At 35.0% G+C, this 19,924-nt stretch carries 17 protein-coding genes; 7 read left to right on the top strand and 10 right to left on the bottom strand.

The annotated features are described in order from the left end of the window. Positions 1-200: 200 nt before the first annotated feature. Positions 201-767 (bottom strand): hypothetical protein, encoded by a 567-nt coding sequence (locus J2772_RS12055; protein ID WP_209916958.1) that lies wholly within the window; start codon positions 765-767, stop codon positions 201-203. Positions 768-954: 187 nt separating this feature from the next. Beyond that, on the bottom strand, positions 955-1,593 hold the full coding sequence (locus J2772_RS12050) for a 4'-phosphopantetheinyl transferase family protein (protein WP_410494428.1): 639 nt from the start codon (positions 1,591-1,593) through the stop codon (positions 955-957). Between the two features lie 255 nt (positions 1,594-1,848). Here J2772_RS12050 and J2772_RS12045 point away from each other — a divergent pair, with 255 nt between their 5' ends. Next, positions 1,849-2,352: a superoxide dismutase family protein gene (locus J2772_RS12045; protein ID WP_209916954.1), complete on the top strand. Its 504-nt coding sequence runs from the start codon at positions 1,849-1,851 to the stop codon at positions 2,350-2,352. Between the two features lie 56 nt (positions 2,353-2,408). On the opposite strand, the gene J2772_RS12040 is transcribed toward J2772_RS12045, so the two are convergent. After that, on the bottom strand, positions 2,409-4,538 hold the full coding sequence (locus J2772_RS12040) for a carboxy terminal-processing peptidase (RefSeq protein WP_209916952.1): 2,130 nt from the start codon (positions 4,536-4,538) through the stop codon (positions 2,409-2,411). A gap of 334 nt (positions 4,539-4,872) precedes the next feature. On the opposite strand from J2772_RS12040, the gene J2772_RS12035 reads away from it, so the two are divergent. Next, the gene (locus tag J2772_RS12035; protein WP_209916949.1) at positions 4,873-5,043 is read left to right on the top strand and encodes a lmo0937 family membrane protein; all 171 of its coding nucleotides are present in this window, start codon (positions 4,873-4,875) and stop codon (positions 5,041-5,043) included. Between the two features lie 322 nt (positions 5,044-5,365). Then, complete coding sequence (surE, locus tag J2772_RS12030) at positions 5,366-6,154, top strand: 5'/3'-nucleotidase SurE (protein WP_209916947.1); 789 nt, start codon at positions 5,366-5,368, stop codon at positions 6,152-6,154. A gap of 145 nt (positions 6,155-6,299) precedes the next feature. Here surE and J2772_RS12025 read toward each other — a convergent pair whose 3' ends face one another. The 3 genes from J2772_RS12025 to J2772_RS12015 are packed head-to-tail and all read right to left on the bottom strand — an operon-like array spanning position 6,300 to position 8,701. Continuing rightward, the gene (locus tag J2772_RS12025) at positions 6,300-7,703 is read right to left on the bottom strand and encodes a radical SAM protein (protein WP_209916945.1); all 1,404 of its coding nucleotides are present in this window, start codon (positions 7,701-7,703) and stop codon (positions 6,300-6,302) included. A gap of 18 nt (positions 7,704-7,721) precedes the next feature. After that, complete coding sequence (locus tag J2772_RS12020) at positions 7,722-7,949, bottom strand: hypothetical protein (protein WP_209916943.1); 228 nt, start codon at positions 7,947-7,949, stop codon at positions 7,722-7,724. After that, positions 7,946-8,701, bottom strand: a complete 756-nt coding sequence (locus tag J2772_RS12015; protein ID WP_209916941.1) for a prolipoprotein diacylglyceryl transferase — start codon at positions 8,699-8,701, stop codon at positions 7,946-7,948. The genes J2772_RS12020 and J2772_RS12015 overlap by 4 nt, the downstream gene beginning before the upstream one ends. A gap of 61 nt (positions 8,702-8,762) precedes the next feature. On the opposite strand from J2772_RS12015, the gene J2772_RS12010 reads away from it, so the two are divergent. Then, positions 8,763-9,800, top strand: a complete 1,038-nt coding sequence (locus tag J2772_RS12010) for a GMP reductase (RefSeq protein ID WP_209916939.1) — start codon at positions 8,763-8,765, stop codon at positions 9,798-9,800. A gap of 94 nt (positions 9,801-9,894) precedes the next feature. Here J2772_RS12010 and fabG read toward each other — a convergent pair whose 3' ends face one another. From fabG to J2772_RS11990, 4 genes are all read right to left on the bottom strand, one after another. Continuing rightward, a complete protein-coding gene (gene fabG, locus J2772_RS12005; protein ID WP_045492138.1) occupies positions 9,895-10,638 on the bottom strand; it encodes a 3-oxoacyl-[acyl-carrier-protein] reductase in 744 nt (247 codons plus the stop codon). A gap of 170 nt (positions 10,639-10,808) precedes the next feature. After that, positions 10,809-12,320 carry a WG repeat-containing protein gene (locus J2772_RS12000; protein WP_209916938.1) on the bottom strand — a complete coding sequence of 504 codons (1,512 nt, stop codon included), beginning with the start codon at positions 12,318-12,320 and terminating at the stop codon, positions 10,809-10,811. 7 nt (positions 12,321-12,327) lie between these two features. Continuing rightward, positions 12,328-13,002: a 16S rRNA (cytidine(1402)-2'-O)-methyltransferase gene (gene rsmI / locus J2772_RS11995; RefSeq protein WP_209916936.1), complete on the bottom strand. Its 675-nt coding sequence runs from the start codon at positions 13,000-13,002 to the stop codon at positions 12,328-12,330. 2 nt (positions 13,003-13,004) lie between these two features. Then, a complete protein-coding gene (locus J2772_RS11990) occupies positions 13,005-14,486 on the bottom strand; it encodes a hypothetical protein (protein WP_209916934.1) in 1,482 nt (493 codons plus the stop codon). 61 nt (positions 14,487-14,547) lie between these two features. Between J2772_RS11990 and J2772_RS11985 the strand changes: the two genes are divergently transcribed. The 3 genes from J2772_RS11985 to J2772_RS11975 all read left to right on the top strand — a co-directional run bounded on the left by J2772_RS11985 (position 14,548) and on the right by J2772_RS11975 (position 19,923). Beyond that, positions 14,548-15,135 (top strand): thymidine kinase, encoded by a 588-nt coding sequence (locus J2772_RS11985; RefSeq protein WP_209916932.1) that lies wholly within the window; start codon positions 14,548-14,550, stop codon positions 15,133-15,135. A gap of 184 nt (positions 15,136-15,319) precedes the next feature. Continuing rightward, positions 15,320-17,764: a bifunctional UDP-N-acetylmuramoyl-tripeptide:D-alanyl-D-alanine ligase/alanine racemase gene (locus J2772_RS11980; RefSeq protein ID WP_209916930.1), complete on the top strand. Its 2,445-nt coding sequence runs from the start codon at positions 15,320-15,322 to the stop codon at positions 17,762-17,764. A 2-nt stretch (positions 17,765-17,766) separates the two neighbouring features. Next, positions 17,767-19,923: a patatin-like phospholipase family protein gene (locus tag J2772_RS11975; protein ID WP_209916928.1), complete on the top strand. Its 2,157-nt coding sequence runs from the start codon at positions 17,767-17,769 to the stop codon at positions 19,921-19,923. The last annotated feature ends 1 nt before the right edge of the window (position 19,924 follow it).

Genomic DNA, 19,924 nt, shown 5'->3' with positions numbered 1-19,924 from the left:
TTTGTCTATATAAATATTCTTTCATTGAAGTTGCAATGAAAATAAAGAATAGCAAATTCCAGTAAACAGGTTCTGAAAATATCTGTATAGATGCAATACATACACCCTATGCGTTAATAAAGGTAATGACAGATTTTCATTGAAATTACCTAAAGATATTGCAATGAGTTGAAACTGGTCACCGGAAAATATCTATTGTATTATTTAGAAACAACTGCACAGGAATTTCCTGCAATATTTGTGTTAAATGTGATATTTCCGGTCCTATCCGGGGTCCCGGTAACAGAATACTGTAAGCTTCCGTTCCCTACCACGAAGTTTCCGGCGGGTAAAGTAGCAATCAATCCATTATTCTGAATAGATTGTGCTTCATAACTTCCACCATTTCCTCCTGTATAAGGAATTATCAAAGTTCCTTTAAAAGACTGACCTGCAACCGGATTGGGAGATAAGGTAGCAGAAGTACATAATAATGATACCGTACTAGTTAATGCTTTTTTCCCGATCAGTCCTTTTCCGAGACATTTAGACCATTTACCATTCTGATATGCTTTTACACATTGCTCTGTTTGGTCATAAATCATCATACCATTAACCGGGTTTGCGACAGCGGCAGTGTTGGGAACTCTGTTTAAAAGGAGTGTCTTGTTGGTAGAGCCCAGTTCAAGATCTGAGCTGAGATTGGGATTGTTTTGTTTGATACCTACCTGTGCAAAGGAAAGTACACTGAGACTGAGGGTAATCAGCAGTAATACATTTTTTTTCATTTGTATAAATCTTAGTGTTTAAATAACTTTTTTTTCTCTGAGTAAAGATATAAGTTAAAAATGAATTTTCAAAAAAAAAAAGGTAAAAAATATAAACTTTATCACTAAATAATGATTTTATAATTAGTTTTAAATATTTGAAATTCACGCAAATAAAAGGATTAATAAGGTATTAAAAACAATTAACTCAAATTTCAAGAGTTATTAAAAAAGGCACCACATTTTTAATGTTTTTATCATCTGAAGCTATGCAAGTCTGATAATTTTTGTCAATAAATATCTCCTTTGTAAAGAATTTTTTACAGTCAATTTCACATTCACCATTTACAATTTCAAAAGAATCTAGTGGAATCATCATTCCTCCCCCATGAGCCTTCATTACCGATTCTTTCTGGGTCCAGTATGAAAAAAAATCCCCAATTTGATCTTCAGAACGGTCAATTTGATGGAATTCATCCTCTGTCATCTGAAACTGAAAGTCCCGATAATTGATTGTATGATCTATAAATTCAACATCAATTCCTATGGGAAACTCTGCAATAGCACAAACTACAAGTTCTTTAGAATGAGAAATATTGAAATGGACATGCTGATCTTTTAAATAAGGTTTGTTATCAGGAGACCTCATAATCTGTGCTTCATCAATATGAAAATGAGACTTTAGTCCTAACTGTAAAAGAACTCTTCCCAGCAGGGAAAGCTGAGCATCCTGCCATCTCCTGTATTTCAAGATATCCTGTCTAAAGCTCTCTGGAAAAGAGTTTAAATACCGATCTAAAAAATACTGATGCTTCTCTTCATTGATAAATGTATATAGAATAACCATTTTAATACTCTTCAAATGTGTTGTATTGATGATAAAAGAAAACTGTAATCCTTTACTCAAAAAGATAAAAATAAACAATTTTATCCGTCTTTCAATCTAAATTATAATGAGGTTAAACCTACACATTCTGAGGTTAAACAGAATAAAATTAAATGGCTCCCTCAGATATTCTTTCAGAAAAAAGACTTTAATCATAAAGCGTTCTGGAAAATCTTTTATAAATTTAACCTAAATATCACTATAAATCATTTAAAAATGAAAGTACAAACATTAGCATTATTGGCAGGATGTGCATTTTTAGCCGCTTCATGCGGAACGACAAAAACGTACAGCGTAAATGCCAAAAGCGGAACACAAACAGGTGGAACGGCAAAGTTTACCCAACAGGGAAATGAGGTAATCATGAAACTGAATGTAACAAATCTTACCCCTGGAATCCATGCAGTACACATTCATGAAAAAGGAGACTGCTCTGCAGCAGACGGAACCTCTACAGGCGGACACTGGAACCCATCTAAGAACGATCATGGAAAATGGGGAGCTGAGCACTTCCATATGGGAGATATAGGAAATTTGGTGGCTGATCAGAACGGCACGGCTGTTTTAAGTTTCAAGACTGATAAATGGTGTCTTGGCTGTACAGATGAATCTAAAAACATCATCGGAAAAGGTCTTATTGTACACGCTGCTGCAGATGATTTCCATACTCAGCCTACTGGGAATGCAGGAGGAAGAGTGGGATGTGTAGAAATTAAGTAATCATTCATTTTACACAATAAAAAAACCGATAATTTTCATTATCGGTTTTTTTTTGTTTATGATTTTACTCCCATATCTGATACAATATTCATTGCTTCCTGCAGGTAAAGATCTTTTTTAAGATTCTTGATCCACATTTCAGATTTCTTTTTGAAAGCTTCATCTTTTTTCTCTCTTTCAACTTCACTTGGATACATGATAAACTGTAATCCATTCTCAAATTTAGTCAGCACTTTGAATTTTTCAATCTGAGATTTTCTGTGCTTCATTACATCATTGAATTTATTGATGTTCAGCGTAATGTTTTCTTCTTTATCCAATTTTTCTCTCCATTGAGCTGATTCTAAAAGAAGCTGGTAGTTCTTATTCTTAGCCATTCTGTCTGCACTTGCTTTTTCAAGAGCCTGAATGTTAAAGAAATTCAGTTTTTCAAATTTAGTAGCCGGAATTTTATCCCAAGCCAGTGCAAAATCGTCATAACGCTCTCCTACTTCTGCATACGTAAAGAAATCTTTCATCTGAATATCAGATACAATTCCTTTTCTCTGTGTAGACTCACCTGTAATTCTATAGAACTTCTGAATAGTTAGTTTTAAAGATCCAAAATCATCTTCCGTATTCAGGAATCTGTTTAAATCAACAAAAGTCTGAACGGTTCCTTTTCCGAAAGACTGTGGAGATCCAATCACCATTGCTCTTCCGTAATCCTGCATTACACCTGCTAAGATCTCAGAAGCTGATGCTGAAAGCTCATTTTGCATAATAACAAGCGGCCCTGTCCAGATTGGAGCCTCGTATTTGTTCTTTAGAGTCTGTATTTTCCCATTTCCATCCTTTACCTGTACATAAGGCCCGGCGTCCATGAAAAGTCCCATAATATCGCCTACTTCCGTAAGTGATCCACCACCGTTGTTTCTAAGGTCAAGAATAATTCCTTCAATATTCTGAGATTTAAGTTTAATAATCTCGTTCTTAATATCATCAGAAGCATTTCTTCCTTTTGAATTTTCAAAATCAGCGTTAAAGCTTGGAAGGTTGACAAATCCGTACTTCTTACCGTTCGGAGCATTCACTACAATACTTCTTGCAAAAGTATCTTCAATGGCAACCTCTTCACGAATCATGGTTACATCTTTAATTGTTCCATCTTTTTTCTGAACGGTTAAGGTAACAGGTGTTCCTTTTTCTCCTCTGATTAATCTTACAGCTTCATCAGAAAGCATTCCTACCACATTTACAGCATCATCTTTTGGTTTAGATTTTACCTTAAGGATTTTATCCCCTTCTGAAAGCTGCTTGGATTTCCATGCTGGAGCACCAATAGTAAGAGCACCAAGAAAAAGGTTCCCTTTTTTCTCCTGAATCAATGCTCCGATACCGATTACTTTTCCGGTAAACTGAGTATCAAAGTCTTCTTTATCTTTTGGAGAATAGTAGTTGGTATGTGGGTCGAATACTTCAGTATAAGCATTCATATACACGGTAAACCAATCCATTTTTTTTCTCTTTTTGAATCTGGTAAAGGTCTCTTTTACAAGATCTTTCACTTCACCTGTAGCTTTTTTGATCTTCTCATCCTGAGTAAGAACTTTAAGCTTGATGGTATCATTCAATTTGTACTTCTGAACAGAATCTTTCTTCTCTTTCTGAGCTTCTTCTTTGCTGTTCATCGATTCAACTTCCTGAAGGATGTTGTATTTGATGAATTTTTTCCATTCATTATACTGTTCCTGCTTGTTTGCAGGTACTTTTTTAAGCTTTGGCTCCAGCGTAAGCGTTTCTTCTTCCTGAAGGTTAATAGGCTTGCTGAAAATGTCCTGAGTAATCTTGTCAATCTCGTCTACTCTTTGGTAAAGCCTGTCTATCGTAAGTTTATAGAAACTCAGATCACCCTGGTTGATATAATCATCAAGCTTTGTTTCATGCTTGCTGAATTCATCCATATCAGACTGCAGGAAATATCTTTTGGCAGGATCTACCAATTCGAAATAGTGCTTATAGACATCTTTTGAGTAGGCGTCATTGATAGGCTTCGGACTATAATGCAGGTAAGAAAGAGTGTTTTTTACGCTCACCATTATTGTCTGCATCTTTTCATCATCGTTCTTCGGCGAGTTGAAGCAAAACATTAGACTGGTTAATGGAATCAGTAGTAAAAATTTATTCAGTTTGAAATTTTTCCACATAAACTGTCTTTATTTATTAATTTTTTGAAAAATAAGTATTATAATAAGTAGCAATAATTTGCAGACTGTTACAAACGATCAAATTTAATACCTTATTTATAAATATCGCACAGTTTTAAGAACTTTTATTCAATGAAATCTGTATGTTTTATTTTCTGAACACTTCTCCATCACCAAATACAAAGTAGATACGCCCTATTCCTTTCATCTTTAAAAAATAATCTATGAAAAATATTATTAAATATTCATAAAGAGATAACACAAAAGGTAATTCCATTACACAAAGGCATAAAATATGCTGATAATTAAACAGATAACTTTAAAATGTAATATCATGAGAAGTTTATTATGGTTAATTGCAGTCATCTGCATCGTTGTATGGCTTTTAGGAATGTTGGGCATTGTTCCCGGAATCAGTACTGGTTATTTAATACATGTGCTGCTTGTTGTTGCTATTATTGTTGTTCTTTATAACATTATTACAGGGAGAAAGCCGCTGGAATAAGCAATGAGTAATGAATAATAGTTGATAAATGATGATCATACTTCATCTTCAATTTCAATGGTAATTAACATTTGGAAGAGTATGAATTTATGCTAAAATTCTATAGTTATTTACCCCTTGAAAGCTTTTCTTCTCCTACTTCCCGTTCTCTTTTCTTACTAAAATACAGACGGTTTCTTACTAAAATTAAATCAGTGAATAATAAATCTGCTGTTTTATTGCTTCTTATTTTTAACTACATTTGATGTGTTGAAAATTCTTTTTGTTCTATTCTAAAATGAACAGATTGTACTGCATTTGTATAAAAAAATTAAGATAATATATGGAAAGACCGCTTATTCTGGTTACTAATGACGATGGAATTACAGCTCCCGGTATCAGAAATCTAATCAGCTTTATGAACGAAATTGGAGAAGTAGTTGTGGTAGCCCCAGACTCTCCTCAAAGTGGTAAAGGCCACGCTATCACCATTAACTCTACGCTAAGCTACGAGGAAGTTAAGCTTGAGGGGCCACAAATAGATTATTCTTGCAGTGGAACTCCTGTAGATTGCGTAAAAATGGCTCTTGATAAAATTCTGACAAGAAAACCCGATATTGTCGTTTCAGGGATTAATCATGGCGCCAATTCATCCATCAATGTAATCTATTCAGGAACAATGTCTGCAGCTGTAGAAGCTGGTGTGGAAGGAATTCCTGCGATTGGGTTCTCATTACTGGATTTTAGTTGGGAAGCAGATTTTATTCAGGCTAAAGAGTTTATTCAGAATATTGTAAGAAGAACTCTTGAAAATCCAATGCCCAAAGGAATTGTTCTAAATGTCAATATCCCAAAACTTCCTGCATCAGAAATAAAAGGGGTAAAAGTTTGCAAACAAGCTAATGCTAAATGGGAAGAAAGCTTTGATGAGAGAGTAAACCCACACGGGAAAAAGTATTACTGGTTAACAGGGTACTTCAACAATATGGATGATTCTGAAGATGCTGATGAAACTGCTTTGGCTAACGGATACATTTCAATTGTACCAGTGAAATTCGACCTTACAGCTTACGAGTATATGAAAACATTGGAGGAAGTAATGATTTTCGACACCGTAAAAGAAGCTAAATAATCTGTTATTTAAAGATAGAAAAAGCGTGAAATGTGATTTCCACGCTTTTTTGTTTTTTTATTTCTCACAGATTGAGCAGATAAACACAGATGCTTGCGCCTCAGAAAATACAGAGATTAACCAGGAATTATGCTTATTTCTGTGTTTAAAATAACACCTTATCTTCCTTTCTTAGTTCTTCCAGATAACTTTTCTTGTCATCACGGTAGAAAAGGTTCATGGTTTCAAACGGGATTAATTTCAGGTCTTTATTAACAATATGAACACAGGACTTTTTCACTGCTCTTACATCAAAATCATGGGCATCCATAAAATTCATAATTATAATTCTAAAGAGATTATCATAATCCAGATCCGGCGCACATACTTCCGGCAAACAACAAAGTAACTGGTTAACTTTAGGTTTTACTTTATCTACTGAAATACCGGTACTGAAGATATCCAGCAACTGCATATGAAGTCCTACATCCTGTTCATAGACAATGGTATTTTTAGATTCATTATTCAGAAGATCGGCAGGATTGATATATCGGGTTAGAGGAATAATTTCTCCCTGAAGTTTTAAAATATATCCCATAGCCAAAGCATCCGGATTACACGGAACCGGAATAATATCATCAGAATTTAAGAGGGGAAACTGATTTAGAATTTCCTGTCTAACCTCGGTTAAAGTAATTTTTTCGTGTGCAGAATCATCTCTGTTTCTTCCTGCAATTTCTACCGGTTGGAAGGTAATTCCTCTTACACATTTCTGTTTTAAAGCAAATTCAATAATCTTTCCTATCTCATCAATATTTTTATCTTTTTGAAGGACAATCACCAAAGTGGTAGAAAGATTGAGTTCATTAAGTTTTTCCAAAGCTTTCATCCTTACAGAAGTAAGATCTTTACCTCTGAAATCTTCCAAAACTTCCGCTTTAAAAGAATCAAACTGAAGATATACTTCAAATTCGGGGGCATAGGTTGCCAGTTTTTCAGCAAAACCCGGATCATTGGCAATTCTTATCCCATTGGTATTCAACATCAAATGTTTAATGGGTTTTGACTTGGCAATATCCATAATTTTGAAAAACTCCGGATGAATAGTAGGTTCCCCACCACTGATTTGAACAACATCGGGTTCGCCTTCATTTTTAACAATCACATCAAACATGGCCTCAATTTCCTCTAAACTTCTATGACTTCCATAGTGTGGGGAAGACATGGCATAACAAGTTGGACAAGTCAGGTTACAACGATCTGTAACTTCCACGATGGAAAGACAGCTATGCTGCTCGTGATCTACACAAAGACCACAATCATAAGGACATCCGTATTCTACATCAGTTCCGAAATGAATTGGCATTTCCGAAGCTTTATTATAATTTCTTATGTTTTTGTAATAATGAACATCAGAAGCAATTTTTGTTTTGAAAAAGCCATGATCCGGACATCTTTTGGTCATGAAAACGGCTTCATCTTCTATAATGATCTTCGCCCCTACTCTTTTCAGGCATTCCGGACAAAGACTGATTGTATAATCGTAATAGGTATAGTTTCTTACTGGCATAATTAATTTTTAAAATGCTTATCCACAAATATATCCGCTGATCAGGCCACAGACCAATAAACAAATAACAAAAGTCTGTATAAACTGTTTTCTACTGAATTTTCTGCTATCCTTACTTTCATAGATCAGCTTCGTTATAAATGTAACAATAATAGAAAAAAACAGAGCGCCTATAACCATCATCCCAACGATCATAACAAAAACACCTGCAAGGCTACCGCCTTCTAAAAAAGTTAAAGTTTTCATCTTGAATATTTTAAATATGTGGTTTGAGTATTTTTAACAGTATAAATGTAGTAAATAATTACACAAATACATACAAGTTGAATCGTCCCGAGGTTTCCCACAATTTCAACCCTTGGTTTAATAAAGTCTAAAAAGAACCTGAATATAAAATAACTTAGCATAAAGAGCTGAAAAAGAAACCCTGATGGATACTTCTTCTGTTTCTGAACATATTTCAAAACGATCCAAAGCCCAATCAAAAAGCCTATCTCATACAAAGCAACAGGGTGCCTCAGATATTGATCTCCCAAATGCATCCCAAAAACAGAATCTGTTGGAATTCCATAAGTTTCCTCATGAATTCCTGTAAGAAAACAGCCAATTCTTCCGATAATTATGGCTAGCATTAAGGGGAAAACAATCAGATCTCCTGTACTTTCTTTATGACCGACTACTTTCTTAGCCAATTCTACACCCAAGAGTCCAAACGTCAGTCCTCCAACAATTGTATTGCTGGACCAAAACTTCTGAAAGCTGAAATTGTCAAACATGGTGTAGGGATTTTCCAAATTTCCAATGAGTTTGGATCCTAATAATGCACCAGCTGTTGCCCCTATCAAAACGGCAGCAGAACTATTGAAAGATAGTTTCTCCTTTGATTTTCTTTTTAGGAAAAAATAATACCGCATACCCAGAAACATTCCAACCGCCTCAAAAAGAGGATGGGCAAGAATGGTTTGGCCGAAAATATGAAAGGTTACAGGAAAATCCATTGCTTCAAAAATAATCCATTTCAGATTATTTACTACCTTTATTCTGACAAATAATTACAAAATGCGTATAGAAAATGACATAAAACTGGGATTTAAGGATGTAATGTTCCGCCCTAAGCGTTCTACATTGAAGTCCCGCTCAGAAGTAAACCTGGAAAGAGAATTTATCTTTAAACATACCCGAAAGAAATGGAAAGGAGTTCCCGTTATTGCTGCCAATATGGACACCGTAGGAACTTTTGAAATGGCTGTAGAATTGGCTAAAGATAAGATCATCACAGCCATTCATAAACATTATACTCCGGAGGAATGGGATCAGTTCCTGCAAAGCCAGCCTGAAAGTATTCATCAGTATATTGCCTTAAGTACAGGAACAGGCAAAGCAGATGAAGAGAAAATCAGATTGATCCTTGAAAAGCATCCAAAAATAGAGTTTCTCTGTATAGATGTTGCCAATGGTTATTCTGAGCATTTCGTTCAGTTTGTGAAAACCGCAAGAGCTAATTTCCCTGATAAGATTATTATTGCAGGAAACGTAGTAACAGGAGAAATGGTAGAAGAACTTCTTTTAGTAGGGGCAGATATCATTAAAGTTGGCATCGGCCCTGGTTCTGTATGTACAACCCGTGTAAAAACAGGAGTTGGTTATCCGCAATTATCTGCCATTATTGAATGTGCTGATGCTGCTCATGGTTTAGGAGGGCAAATCATTGCAGACGGTGGCTGTAAAGTTCCGGGAGACGTTGCTAAAGCTTTTGGTGGCGGCGCAGACTTCGTCATGCTGGGCGGAATGTTTGCCGGTCATGATGAAAGTGGAGGTGAAATGATTGAAGAGAATGGTAAGAAATACCGTTTATTCTACGGAATGAGTTCAAAAACAGCCATGGATAAACATTCAGGCGGTGTAGCTGAATACCGTGCCTCAGAAGGAAAAACAGTAAAAGTTGCTTATAAAGGTCCTGTTGCCGAAACCGTGAAGGATATTTTAGGAGGAGTACGGTCTACTTGTACTTATGTAGGAGCGTCTAAGCTTAAGGAACTATCTAAAAGAACCACTTTTATCAGGGTTCAGGAACAGGAAAATCAGATTTTTAACTGATAATTATTTTCACACGCAGATTTTTCAGATTTAAGGTTTGCGTCAAAGAAAACAAAAAAAGAGGCTACACAAAATGTATAGCCTCTTTATATTATTAAGTTAACATTCCTCCGTCAACGTTTAATGTCTGTCCGGTAATGTACGATGCCATTTCACTTCCTAAGAAAACGCAGGCATTTGCTACATCAGCAGGTTGTCCTCCTTTTTTCATTGGAATTCCGTCTCTCCATTCCTGAACTATTTTTTCATCCAGAATAGCAGTCATTTCCGTTTCAATGAATCCCGGAGCAATAGCGTTACATCTGATATTTCTGGAACCTAGTTCTAATGCAACAGATTTTGTAAATCCAATTACACCTGCTTTAGAAGCGGCATAGTTCGCTTGTCCTGCATGTCCCTGAATTCCTACTACAGAAGTCATATTAATGATAGATCCTGATCTTGCCTTCATCATCGGCTTGATAACCGCTTTTGTAAGGTTGAAAACTGAATCAAGGTTTACTTTAATTACCTGATCCCAATCTTCTTTAGACATTCTCAATAATAAGTTATCTTTTGTAATCCCTGCATTGTTTACCAAAATATCAATTTGCCCAAACTCTGCCATTACTTCCTCTACCAATTTTTGAGCGGCATCATAATCTGATGCGTCAGACTGATATCCTTTAATTTGGGTTACAGAACTTAAAGCTGCTTCTAATTCTTTAGCTTTGTCTACAGAACCGGCATAAGTAAATGCTACTTTTGCTCCCTGTTGAGCATACATTTCAGCAATACCCTTCCCGATTCCTCTCGTAGCTCCGGTAATTAGTGCTACCTTTCCTTCTAATAATTTCATATCTCTTGACGATTATTTTTTTATAACTCTCTCAGCTAGTGAAAGCTGACTCACTTAGTATAATAATTCCTTTTCAGAATTAAACGGTTTGCAAAGATATTATAAATTGTTATTCAACACATTGAAAACATGAAAATACTGAACTTTTTTGTTCAATTTCTATGATTTTGCTATAGTTCTGTAGTATCATTTCTAAATCTGGTGAAATAAATTAAGTCTGTTTTTTTATCTTTATTCAATTTCAAAACTTCTTTCATCCAGGTATATTTATCGTAAATAATCTCTGTTAAAGGTTCATTCTGAAAATTTAAAACCCCATATTTCCCTTCTTTCTTTACAACAATTTCATTTTCAAAATTTTCAAAGGCAATAATATCTTCATAAGCAAAGGGAACAATTTCCGTACCCTTCGCATCCAGAATACCATAAAGATTAGCATTATTCATGCAGACAAGAGGTTTTGAATACTCATTCAGAATAGTAAAGTATTCAATATCCTGATTCTTTATCTGTTTCACCTCCTTAAGTTCAACTGTAGCCTTGTTGGTCGCCGAAAATCGATAATAACGATCTTGTCTTCGGATAATCAGATTTTCAGGATAAAACCCGACAATCTGATCGCCTTCATTCAGGATATTTTTAAGTTCATTATCTAAAAATTTTTCTTCATTTCCTTTTTTAAGATAAATAAAATCCTTTCCCGAGATGGTAAATTTTTTAATAAAATCATACTCCTGAGGAACTACTATATTCCCCTGCAGATCTACAATACCCGATTGATCTGATTTATCACTGTAAATTCTGAAAAAATGATTGGATAATGCGTATAAGTATTTAAAATTATTAGGATAAAGCTTTTGGTCTTTCTTATAAAAAATGGTTATTTTATTGCTTTTTCTGAGATAGATATATTCTTTTTGGCCAAAGTATTCTGGAGTGATATCACTATAGACTTCGTCAGCAATGATGTTATCTTCTGCATCAATCAGACCATATTTTCCTGTGCTTTTATTTTGGGTAATCAGATAAGGGTAGCCATTCATATCTACCACATTCTTTGAAAACTTATGTAAGGTTTCCCCGTTTTTCCCAATGATCTCGCTCTGATTTTCTTCATTACTGATAAGAGCTTTTCCATTTTCAAAACTGTAATCATCCTTAAATTCCCTATCGCTAAGCTGTTTCCCATTAAAGTCATACAGGAACCATTTTTTTTCCTTTAAAACAAAGAAGGCATCCTTTCCGGCAAACCGGATCTTGTCTGAATCAGGAATAATGAGTTTCCCATTATAGTCATAAACCGCTTCTTTTCCATATCTGGAAGCAATAATACGTTCTTTACTCCACCAAGGGGTATTGAAGTCCTGATCTTCAAGAGGAAGCAGTTCATTCCCTTTTTCGTCAATAATGGCTGACTTTCTTTTATTTCCTTCCTCAGAATAAAGAATAAACCTGTTTTTAAAAATGTGAGAAATTCCCCCTCTATTCGAAGATTCGAAGGTAATATTTCCCTTAGCATCTACAATGCCCTGCTTTTTAGAAACAGGATCATAGGCTATTCCAAAACCATCAGAGTACGAGCTTACCTCCTTCCCAGTCTTTTTGGAAAGAAGAACCTTAGTGTATTGGTTAGTTTGCGCTATACAAACTGTAGAACACAATACAAAAACTAGTTTTTTCAATTAAAAATCAAATAGAATTATTGACAATAAGAACAATCTCTCCTTTTAAAGTTTTACTCTTGGAAAATTCAATTAACTCACTGATTGTTCCGCGTTTGGTTTCTTCAAATTTCTTAGAGATTTCACGGCTTAAACTTGCCTTGGTATTTTCACCAAAGAATTCCTTGATCTGTTCTAATGTAGTATTAATCTTGTGTGGACTTTCGTACAGTACAATGGTTTTCTTTTCTTCAGCAAGCTGCTTTAACTTGGTTTGTCTTCCCTTTTTTTGGGGTAAAAATCCGGCAAATAAAAATTCATTATTCGGAAGCCCGGAAACCACTAAAGCTGGAATTAAAGCTGTTGCTCCGGGAAGGCAGATCATTTCTATATCATTGTCTGATCCTGCTTTTGCCAATAAATACCCCGGATCTGAAATCCCAGGGGTTCCCGCATCAGTTATGATTGCGATATTCTGACCGTTTTTAAGGTCTGTCATTACTTTCTCCGTTGCCTGATGCTCATTGTGTAAATGATAGGATTTTAAAGGCTTGGAGATTTCAAAGTGTTTTAAAAGTATTCCAGAAGTTCTGGTATCTTCACATAAAATATAATCTACATCTTTAAGGACATTGATTGCTCTGAAAGTCATATCTTCCAGATTCCCAACGGGTGTGGGAACAAAATATAGGATTCCGCTCAAAATTATAAGAATTTATTTTCCACCAATATCCAAAGTCGCTGTGCATATTCATCCACTTTACTCCATTTTCTTTCGTAATAAAGGTCGCTCAGGTATTCTTTGGCCTCCTCCAGTGTTCTGAAATGATTCAACTGTGCAACTGTATCATTCAGATCTGCCTGGCTTCCTTCAAATAACATTTTTGAAAAAGCTATTCTGTCATTCAAATCTAATCTCAATTCCGGTTTTGGCTTTTCAGCTTCCATGAAGTTGGTAGGAATATTAGATTTCAGAATACTTCCGGCATCTTCTTTTACAGATTCAGGCTGGTTTTCTTTTGGAAAATCTCTTTCCAGCGGATCATCATCAAACAGGGACTGAACTGCTTTCAATCCTTTGATATTGGCTAATTTTATTTTTTTCTCCTGATGATATTCGTCTAAATTTTCAAAACTCTCATCAGAAGGATGTCTTTCTGTTTCTTCAGGAACAGGTTTATCTATTTCAACAATTTTTCTTCTGTCATATAGTTCAGCAAGAACATTTTCTTCCTGTTTTTCTTCTGTAGAATGGTCATTTTTAATGTCGTTCACAATATTTTCTACATTAGAAGTATCGGTTGCCAGTTCTCCCTGTTCTAAGGAGATATTGGAAGCTACAAATTGTTCTTCACTCTCTTCAATCAGCATTTCATCATCAAGCATTTCAGTATCAAAAATACTAGGAATGGTCTCTGTAACTTTATTTTCCCGTGTTTCATTTACTGCTGCATAATCAACTTCATTTTTCTTTTCAGCTTCATCATCAACATCTATTTCATTCAGTTGATTATTAAAGATCGCTTCTTCCTCTGTCACTTCAGTCTCAAACATATCTTCATTAATATCTTCATCCGAATCTGGGTGAGCATCAGCAAGAATTTTCTCTTCATCCACAAAGCTTAGAACAGCTTCAGGAGCAATGGAATGTTCGTTTTCATCAATTTCATTCAATTGATTATTGAAAATGGCCTCTTCTTCCGTGACCTCTTCAAAAGCAACAGGAGTCTGAACAATTTCAACAGCCTTTTCTCCATTACTTTCATCTACAAAACTTATGATATTTTCATGAAATTCATTTTCAACAATCTCATTCAACTGGTTATTAAAAACCTCTTCTTCATCAATTCCACTGATAAAATTATCATTTTCATGCTCATCAATTTCATTCAGTTCATTATTAAAAATGGCTTCTTCTTCCGTTACTTCATTTCCTGAGTCGTGATGATCCGACTCTCCTGAAGCCAATGAAGCAGAAAAACTGTCTGAATGTTGAACAGGTTCTTCAGGAACAAAGTATTCAATATTTTTTTCCAGCAATTTCAAAAATGAAATCCTGTTAGCAAGCTCATCTACAAGATCTTGCTTGGAAAGTAATTCGTCTACGTTATTTATTTTGTCAAGATTATCAATGATATTCTTAGCCTCAAATAAAATCTTTTCCTTTAAATCTTGGATATTTTGCATGATAAGATTCTTATTAAAATTGCTTACTTTTGATGTTGAAAATATACGGCTAATTTAACAAATGTTTTTAGAAAATACAATTAATCATTCCAAACAAAGTGGTTGGATGGAAGTGATTTGTGGCTCTATGTTTTCGGGTAAAACCGAGGAGTTGATCCGAAGATTACGTAGAGCAGAAATGGCAGGACAGAATGTAGAAATTTTTAAACCGAAACTGGATATCCGGTATTCTGAAGAGGACGTTGTTTCTCATAATCAGAATAAAATCCGCAGTACCGCAGTAGATAATCCGAATGAGATTCTTCTATTGGCATCCAATTGTGATGTAGTGGCAATTGATGAAGCTCAGTTTTTCGACGAAAGCATTGTTGAAATAGCCAATCAACTGGCCAACAGTGGTGTGAGAGTGGTAATTGCAGGACTAGACATGGATTTTCTGGGACGTCCTTTTGGGCCAATGCCCAATTTAATGGCTACTGCAGAATATGTAACGAAAGTGCATGCTATTTGCAAGAGAACAGGTAACCTTGCCAACTACTCCATGAGAACCTCGCAGGGAGATAATCTGGTAGAGCTGGGTGAAACTGAAAGCTACGAAGCCGTAAGCCGTCGTGTTTTTATTGATGAAGTACTTTCAAAAAGGAAGTAATTGAAAGAGATAAAGCTCGAAACCATAAAAATATATTCACTTCATATAATATAAATGAAAAACGAAAAAGCAATATTGTAAAATTTCAAAAAGGAGATCTGCTTAAAATAATGAGCTCTTCTACCCTCTTTGCTATTTTACCTTTTTGCTATTTCGTCTTAAAAATAAAGCAGAAAGGGTACCAATGAATTATACAGTACAACAAATTGCAAAGATCACCAATGCCGAGGTTATTGGAGACAAAAATTTAGTGGTTAAAAATATAGCCTATGACAGCAGGATTATTTATTCAATTAAGAATACTGCTTTTATTGCGATCAACACCCATAAAAACTCTGGTGAAAAGTTCATTGAAGCTGCTATAGACAGAGGGATCAATATTATTATTTCTGAACATCAATATCCGCAGTCTGATAATATAACGTGGATTATTGTTAAGAGTTCTGTGGATTTTCTACAACAATTAGCAAAGTATCATTTCGAAAATTCTCATTTGCAATCCATCGGAATCACAGGAAGTAATGGAAAAACCATTGTAAAGGAATGGCTATACCAATGCCTGTGGAATGAATTCCCAACCGTAAAAAGTCCGAAGAGTTTTAATTCTCAGATAGGACTTCCTCTTTCCCTCCTTCAAATTAATGATTCTCATCAATTGGGAATTTTTGAAGTAGGAATTTCTCATCCGAATGAAATGGAAAAACTGGAAAATATTTTCCATCCTCAGATCGGGTTGTTAACGCATATCGGAAATGCTCATGCGGCTAACTTTTCTTCCGAAGAAGAACTGATTGATGAAAAGATTAAACTTTTCAAAAATTCTGAGGTTATCATTTATAATGGGGACCATTCTTTGGTTGATCAGAAAATAAAAAATTTATACTCAGATAAAAAATTAATCTCTTACGGATTCAAAAAAGAAAATCAGGTCTTCATTAAAAAAAATACTAAGGATGAAAATATCATCGTTGATTATTTTGGTGAAGAAATCAGTTTTCCTGCTCATCAGAGAGACGAATCCACGCTAACCAATGCTACAGCGCTTATCGCAGTTCTTAAGGTGTTACAGATCGAAAATAAAAAGATCGTTGAAAAAATCAACCTTTTAAAGGCCGTCGAAATGAGGCTTGAAGCAATCGAAGGAATTAAAGGCAATATTGTCATCAACGATTCTTTCAACCTAGATCTTGATTCTTTGAAAACTGCCCTTCAATTTTTAAAGGAATATAACAAGCCCAAAAAATCTCTGGTCTTAACAGACATCGTAGGGGTAAATGCCAATTCTCAGGAATTGTATGAAGAAGTTTCTGAATTGGTGAATGAGCAACATTTCGATTTTGTATTCCTAATTGGCGATGAAATATCAAAGTTTAGTGAATTATTTAAATCCAAAACACATACTTTCATAGATACCAAAGAACTCATCGAAAGCAAACATCTTTCTGAAATCGAAAATCAGATTATTCTTCTGAAAGGAGCCAGAAAATTTGAAATTGAAAAACTAAAAGATGTTCTTGAGCTCAGAAAACATGATACAGTTTTAGAAATTAACCTGAATGCTATTCTTCATAATATCAATTACCACAAATCGCTTCTGAAACCAACAACAAAAATGATGGCTATGGTAAAAGCCAATGCTTACGGTTTGGGGAGTTATGAAATTTCAGAATTTTTACAGCATCACCACATCGATTATCTGGGAGTGGCTTTTGCAGATGAGGGTGTAGAACTTCGTAAAAAAGGGATCACCACTCCTATTATTATAATGAATCCTGAGCAACACAGTTACCAAACCATCATAGAATATAATCTTGAACCTGAGATTTATAGTTTCAGGGTTTTAGAGCTGTTCTATGAAGCTGTTCAGAAATCAGGATATGATAAAAAATATCCTATTCATATTAAATTGGAAACCGGAATGCACCGTCTTGGATTTAAAGATTTTGAACTGGATGAATTGAGTGAAACTTTAAGTGAAAAAAATCTTAAAGTTCAGAGTATGTTCAGTCATTTATCTTCTTCGGATATGCCTGAGGAAAAGGAATTTACAATGGAACAATTCAAGGTATTTGATAAGAATTCCAGCTATCTGATAGAAAAACTAGGCTATGCTCCTCTTCGACATATTTTAAATTCCTCAGGAATTACAAGCTATACAGATCACCAATATGATATGGTAAGAATTGGTATCGGAATGCTTGGAGAATCTCCGGATTCTGAAATTCAGAAACAATTACAGTCTGTGGTAAGTTTTAAAACCGTAATTTCACAGATATCAATGGTTGAAAACGGTGAGTCTGTTGGATACAGCAGAAGATTTAAAGCAGATCATCTAACAAAGATCGCTACAATCCCTGTCGGATATGCTGACGGTATACCGAGATTGATAGGAAACCAGGTGGGAAGCCTGGGTGTAAATAAAACATTGGCTCCGATTGTTGGGAATCTCTGCATGGATATGATGATGATTAATGTGGAGAATGTTCCGAATGTAAAGGAAGGCGACATGGTAACCGTCTTTAATGCAAAACCAAGTTTAAAAGAATTCGCAGGCTACTGCAAAACGATAACCTATGAAGTATTAACATCCATTTCGCCTCGGGTGAAACGGATTTATATAAAAGATTAACTATGAGAAAACTCCTGATTCTTCTTTTCATATTCCCATTACTATGGATCCAATCTCAGGTAAAGAAAGACCTGGTGATTCCGAAGAACCCCAAAATAGGACTGTCGCTTGCCGGTGGTGGTGCTAAAGGTTTTTCACATATAGGAGTACTTAAAGTATTAGATTCATTAGGAGTAAAAGTAGATTATATTGCCGGAACCAGTATGGGTGCCATTGTTGGTGGCCTGTACGCTTCCGGATATTCTGGTAAAGAAATAGAAAAAATCGTGATGGATACGGATTTCTATTCTTTAATTATGGATCCGAAATCCAGACAGGAAGCCAGCTTTTTCAACAAATCTGTAGATAAATATCTTTTATCTATTCCATTAAAAAACGGGAAAATTACACTTCCCTCTTCCATCAGTACAGGACAGAGAAATGTTTATCTTTTGAAGGAACTTTTGAAAAATGTTGACAATATTGAAGACTTTTCTAAAATGCCTATTCCATTTTTATGTGTTGCTACCAACCTTGAAAGCGGCAATATGCAGATCTTCGAAAAGGGAGATTTGGTACAGTCTATCATGGCCAGTTCTGCTTTTCCTTCTTTAATGGATCCTGTGAAAATAGGCGACAGTATTTATATTGATGGAGCCATGACCGTAAATTATCCATCAAAACCCTTAAAGGACCGAGGAATTGATATCGTTATTGGAGTGGACCTGAACCAGGATCTATCCAAAAGAGAGGATTTAAACAATATTATATCCATTCTGAACCAGGTTATTGATTTCGGAATCAAAAGAGATACTAGAAAACAATATAAATATACAGACATTAATATTAAGCCTAACCTTAAAGGGATGTCTGCTACAAGCTATGATGAGAAGAAGAAAATTCTTGACAGTGGCTATGTAGAAGGTTTAAAATACTCTCAGGTTCTGGATCAACTTCCTAAACGTCAGTTTGACCGTCTAAGACAAAGTGTAAATCCAATATATTCCAACGTATATAAAATAGACAACATTTCTATAGAAGGAAGCAAAATATATGGTAAAAACTATACTCTCGGGAAGATGGGATTACGTCTCCCCTCTTTGCAGACCTATGGAAATATCAATAAAATGGTGGACAAACTTGTTGCCACAAATAATTACAAGTTCATTAACTATGACATTGTTCAGGAGAATGATACCAATTATTTAAAGCTTTATGTAACAGAAGATGAAGCTAGGCATTTCTTGAAATTTGGATTGCATTATGATGAAGTTTTCAAAACAGGTTTGCTTCTGAACTATTCCGCAAAAAGACTCTTATTTAAAAATTCTAACCTTTCGGTAGATGTAGTTGTAGGTGATAAACTAAGATATTATCTGAATTATTTTATTGATAACGGATATATTCCTGGATTTGGTATTTATTCATCAGGAATGAGCTTTGATCTGAAAAATGCAGATAATAATATCATCGACAAATGGGAATGGATGAGAAACGAAGCCTATATACAGTCTGTATGGAAGGATAAATACGCTATTGGCGGTGGTATAAGCCACGACTATTTTAAAGCAGAAATCAATGGTGACAATAGGCGTTACAGCCGTTTTTTAAATCCCTATATATTCCTGAAGACAGACACTCAGGATGACAAGGAATTTCCGACAAAAGGAGTATACTTTGCAGCGGAAGGAAAAGTAATAGATCTTTTAAAATCTGAAGTAGAAAAAAGAATCGTTCAGATAAAGGCAGATTTAAAAATCAATATTCCATTGGGAAAACAATTTACTTATCGTCTTAATTTATTCGGAGGAATTACTCTTGGAGAACATCTTCCACCCTATTATCAATATAGACTGGGTGGAATATTTGAACAGAATATCATCAATTTCAAACGTTTTGGTGGTTTCTATTTTGCCCAGTTACATACGAATAACGTAATTTTGGCATCCAATGATCTTCAGTTCAGATTTAATAAAAACTATTTTATCAGCGGAAATTTTAGCTTTGCCAACCTTTCTAATGACATTAAATTTGAAGATGCAGTTAAAGTAAATTATAGCTCGCTGGGCATTACAGCTGGTTACAAATCTCCTTTCGGACAGATTAAAGTAAACTTTAGCCATTCACTTAAAAACAATCAAAAAGGCATATTCAGTGTTATTTTAGGACACTGGTTTTAAT

Origin of the sequence: Chryseobacterium jejuense, from assembly GCF_017877355.1 — a bacterium.
Taxonomy (GTDB): Bacteria; Bacteroidota; Bacteroidia; order Flavobacteriales; family Weeksellaceae; genus Chryseobacterium; species Chryseobacterium jejuense_A.
The sequence above is the reverse complement of the archived record's forward strand: the minus strand, read 5'-3'. Positions and strand labels throughout refer to the sequence as shown.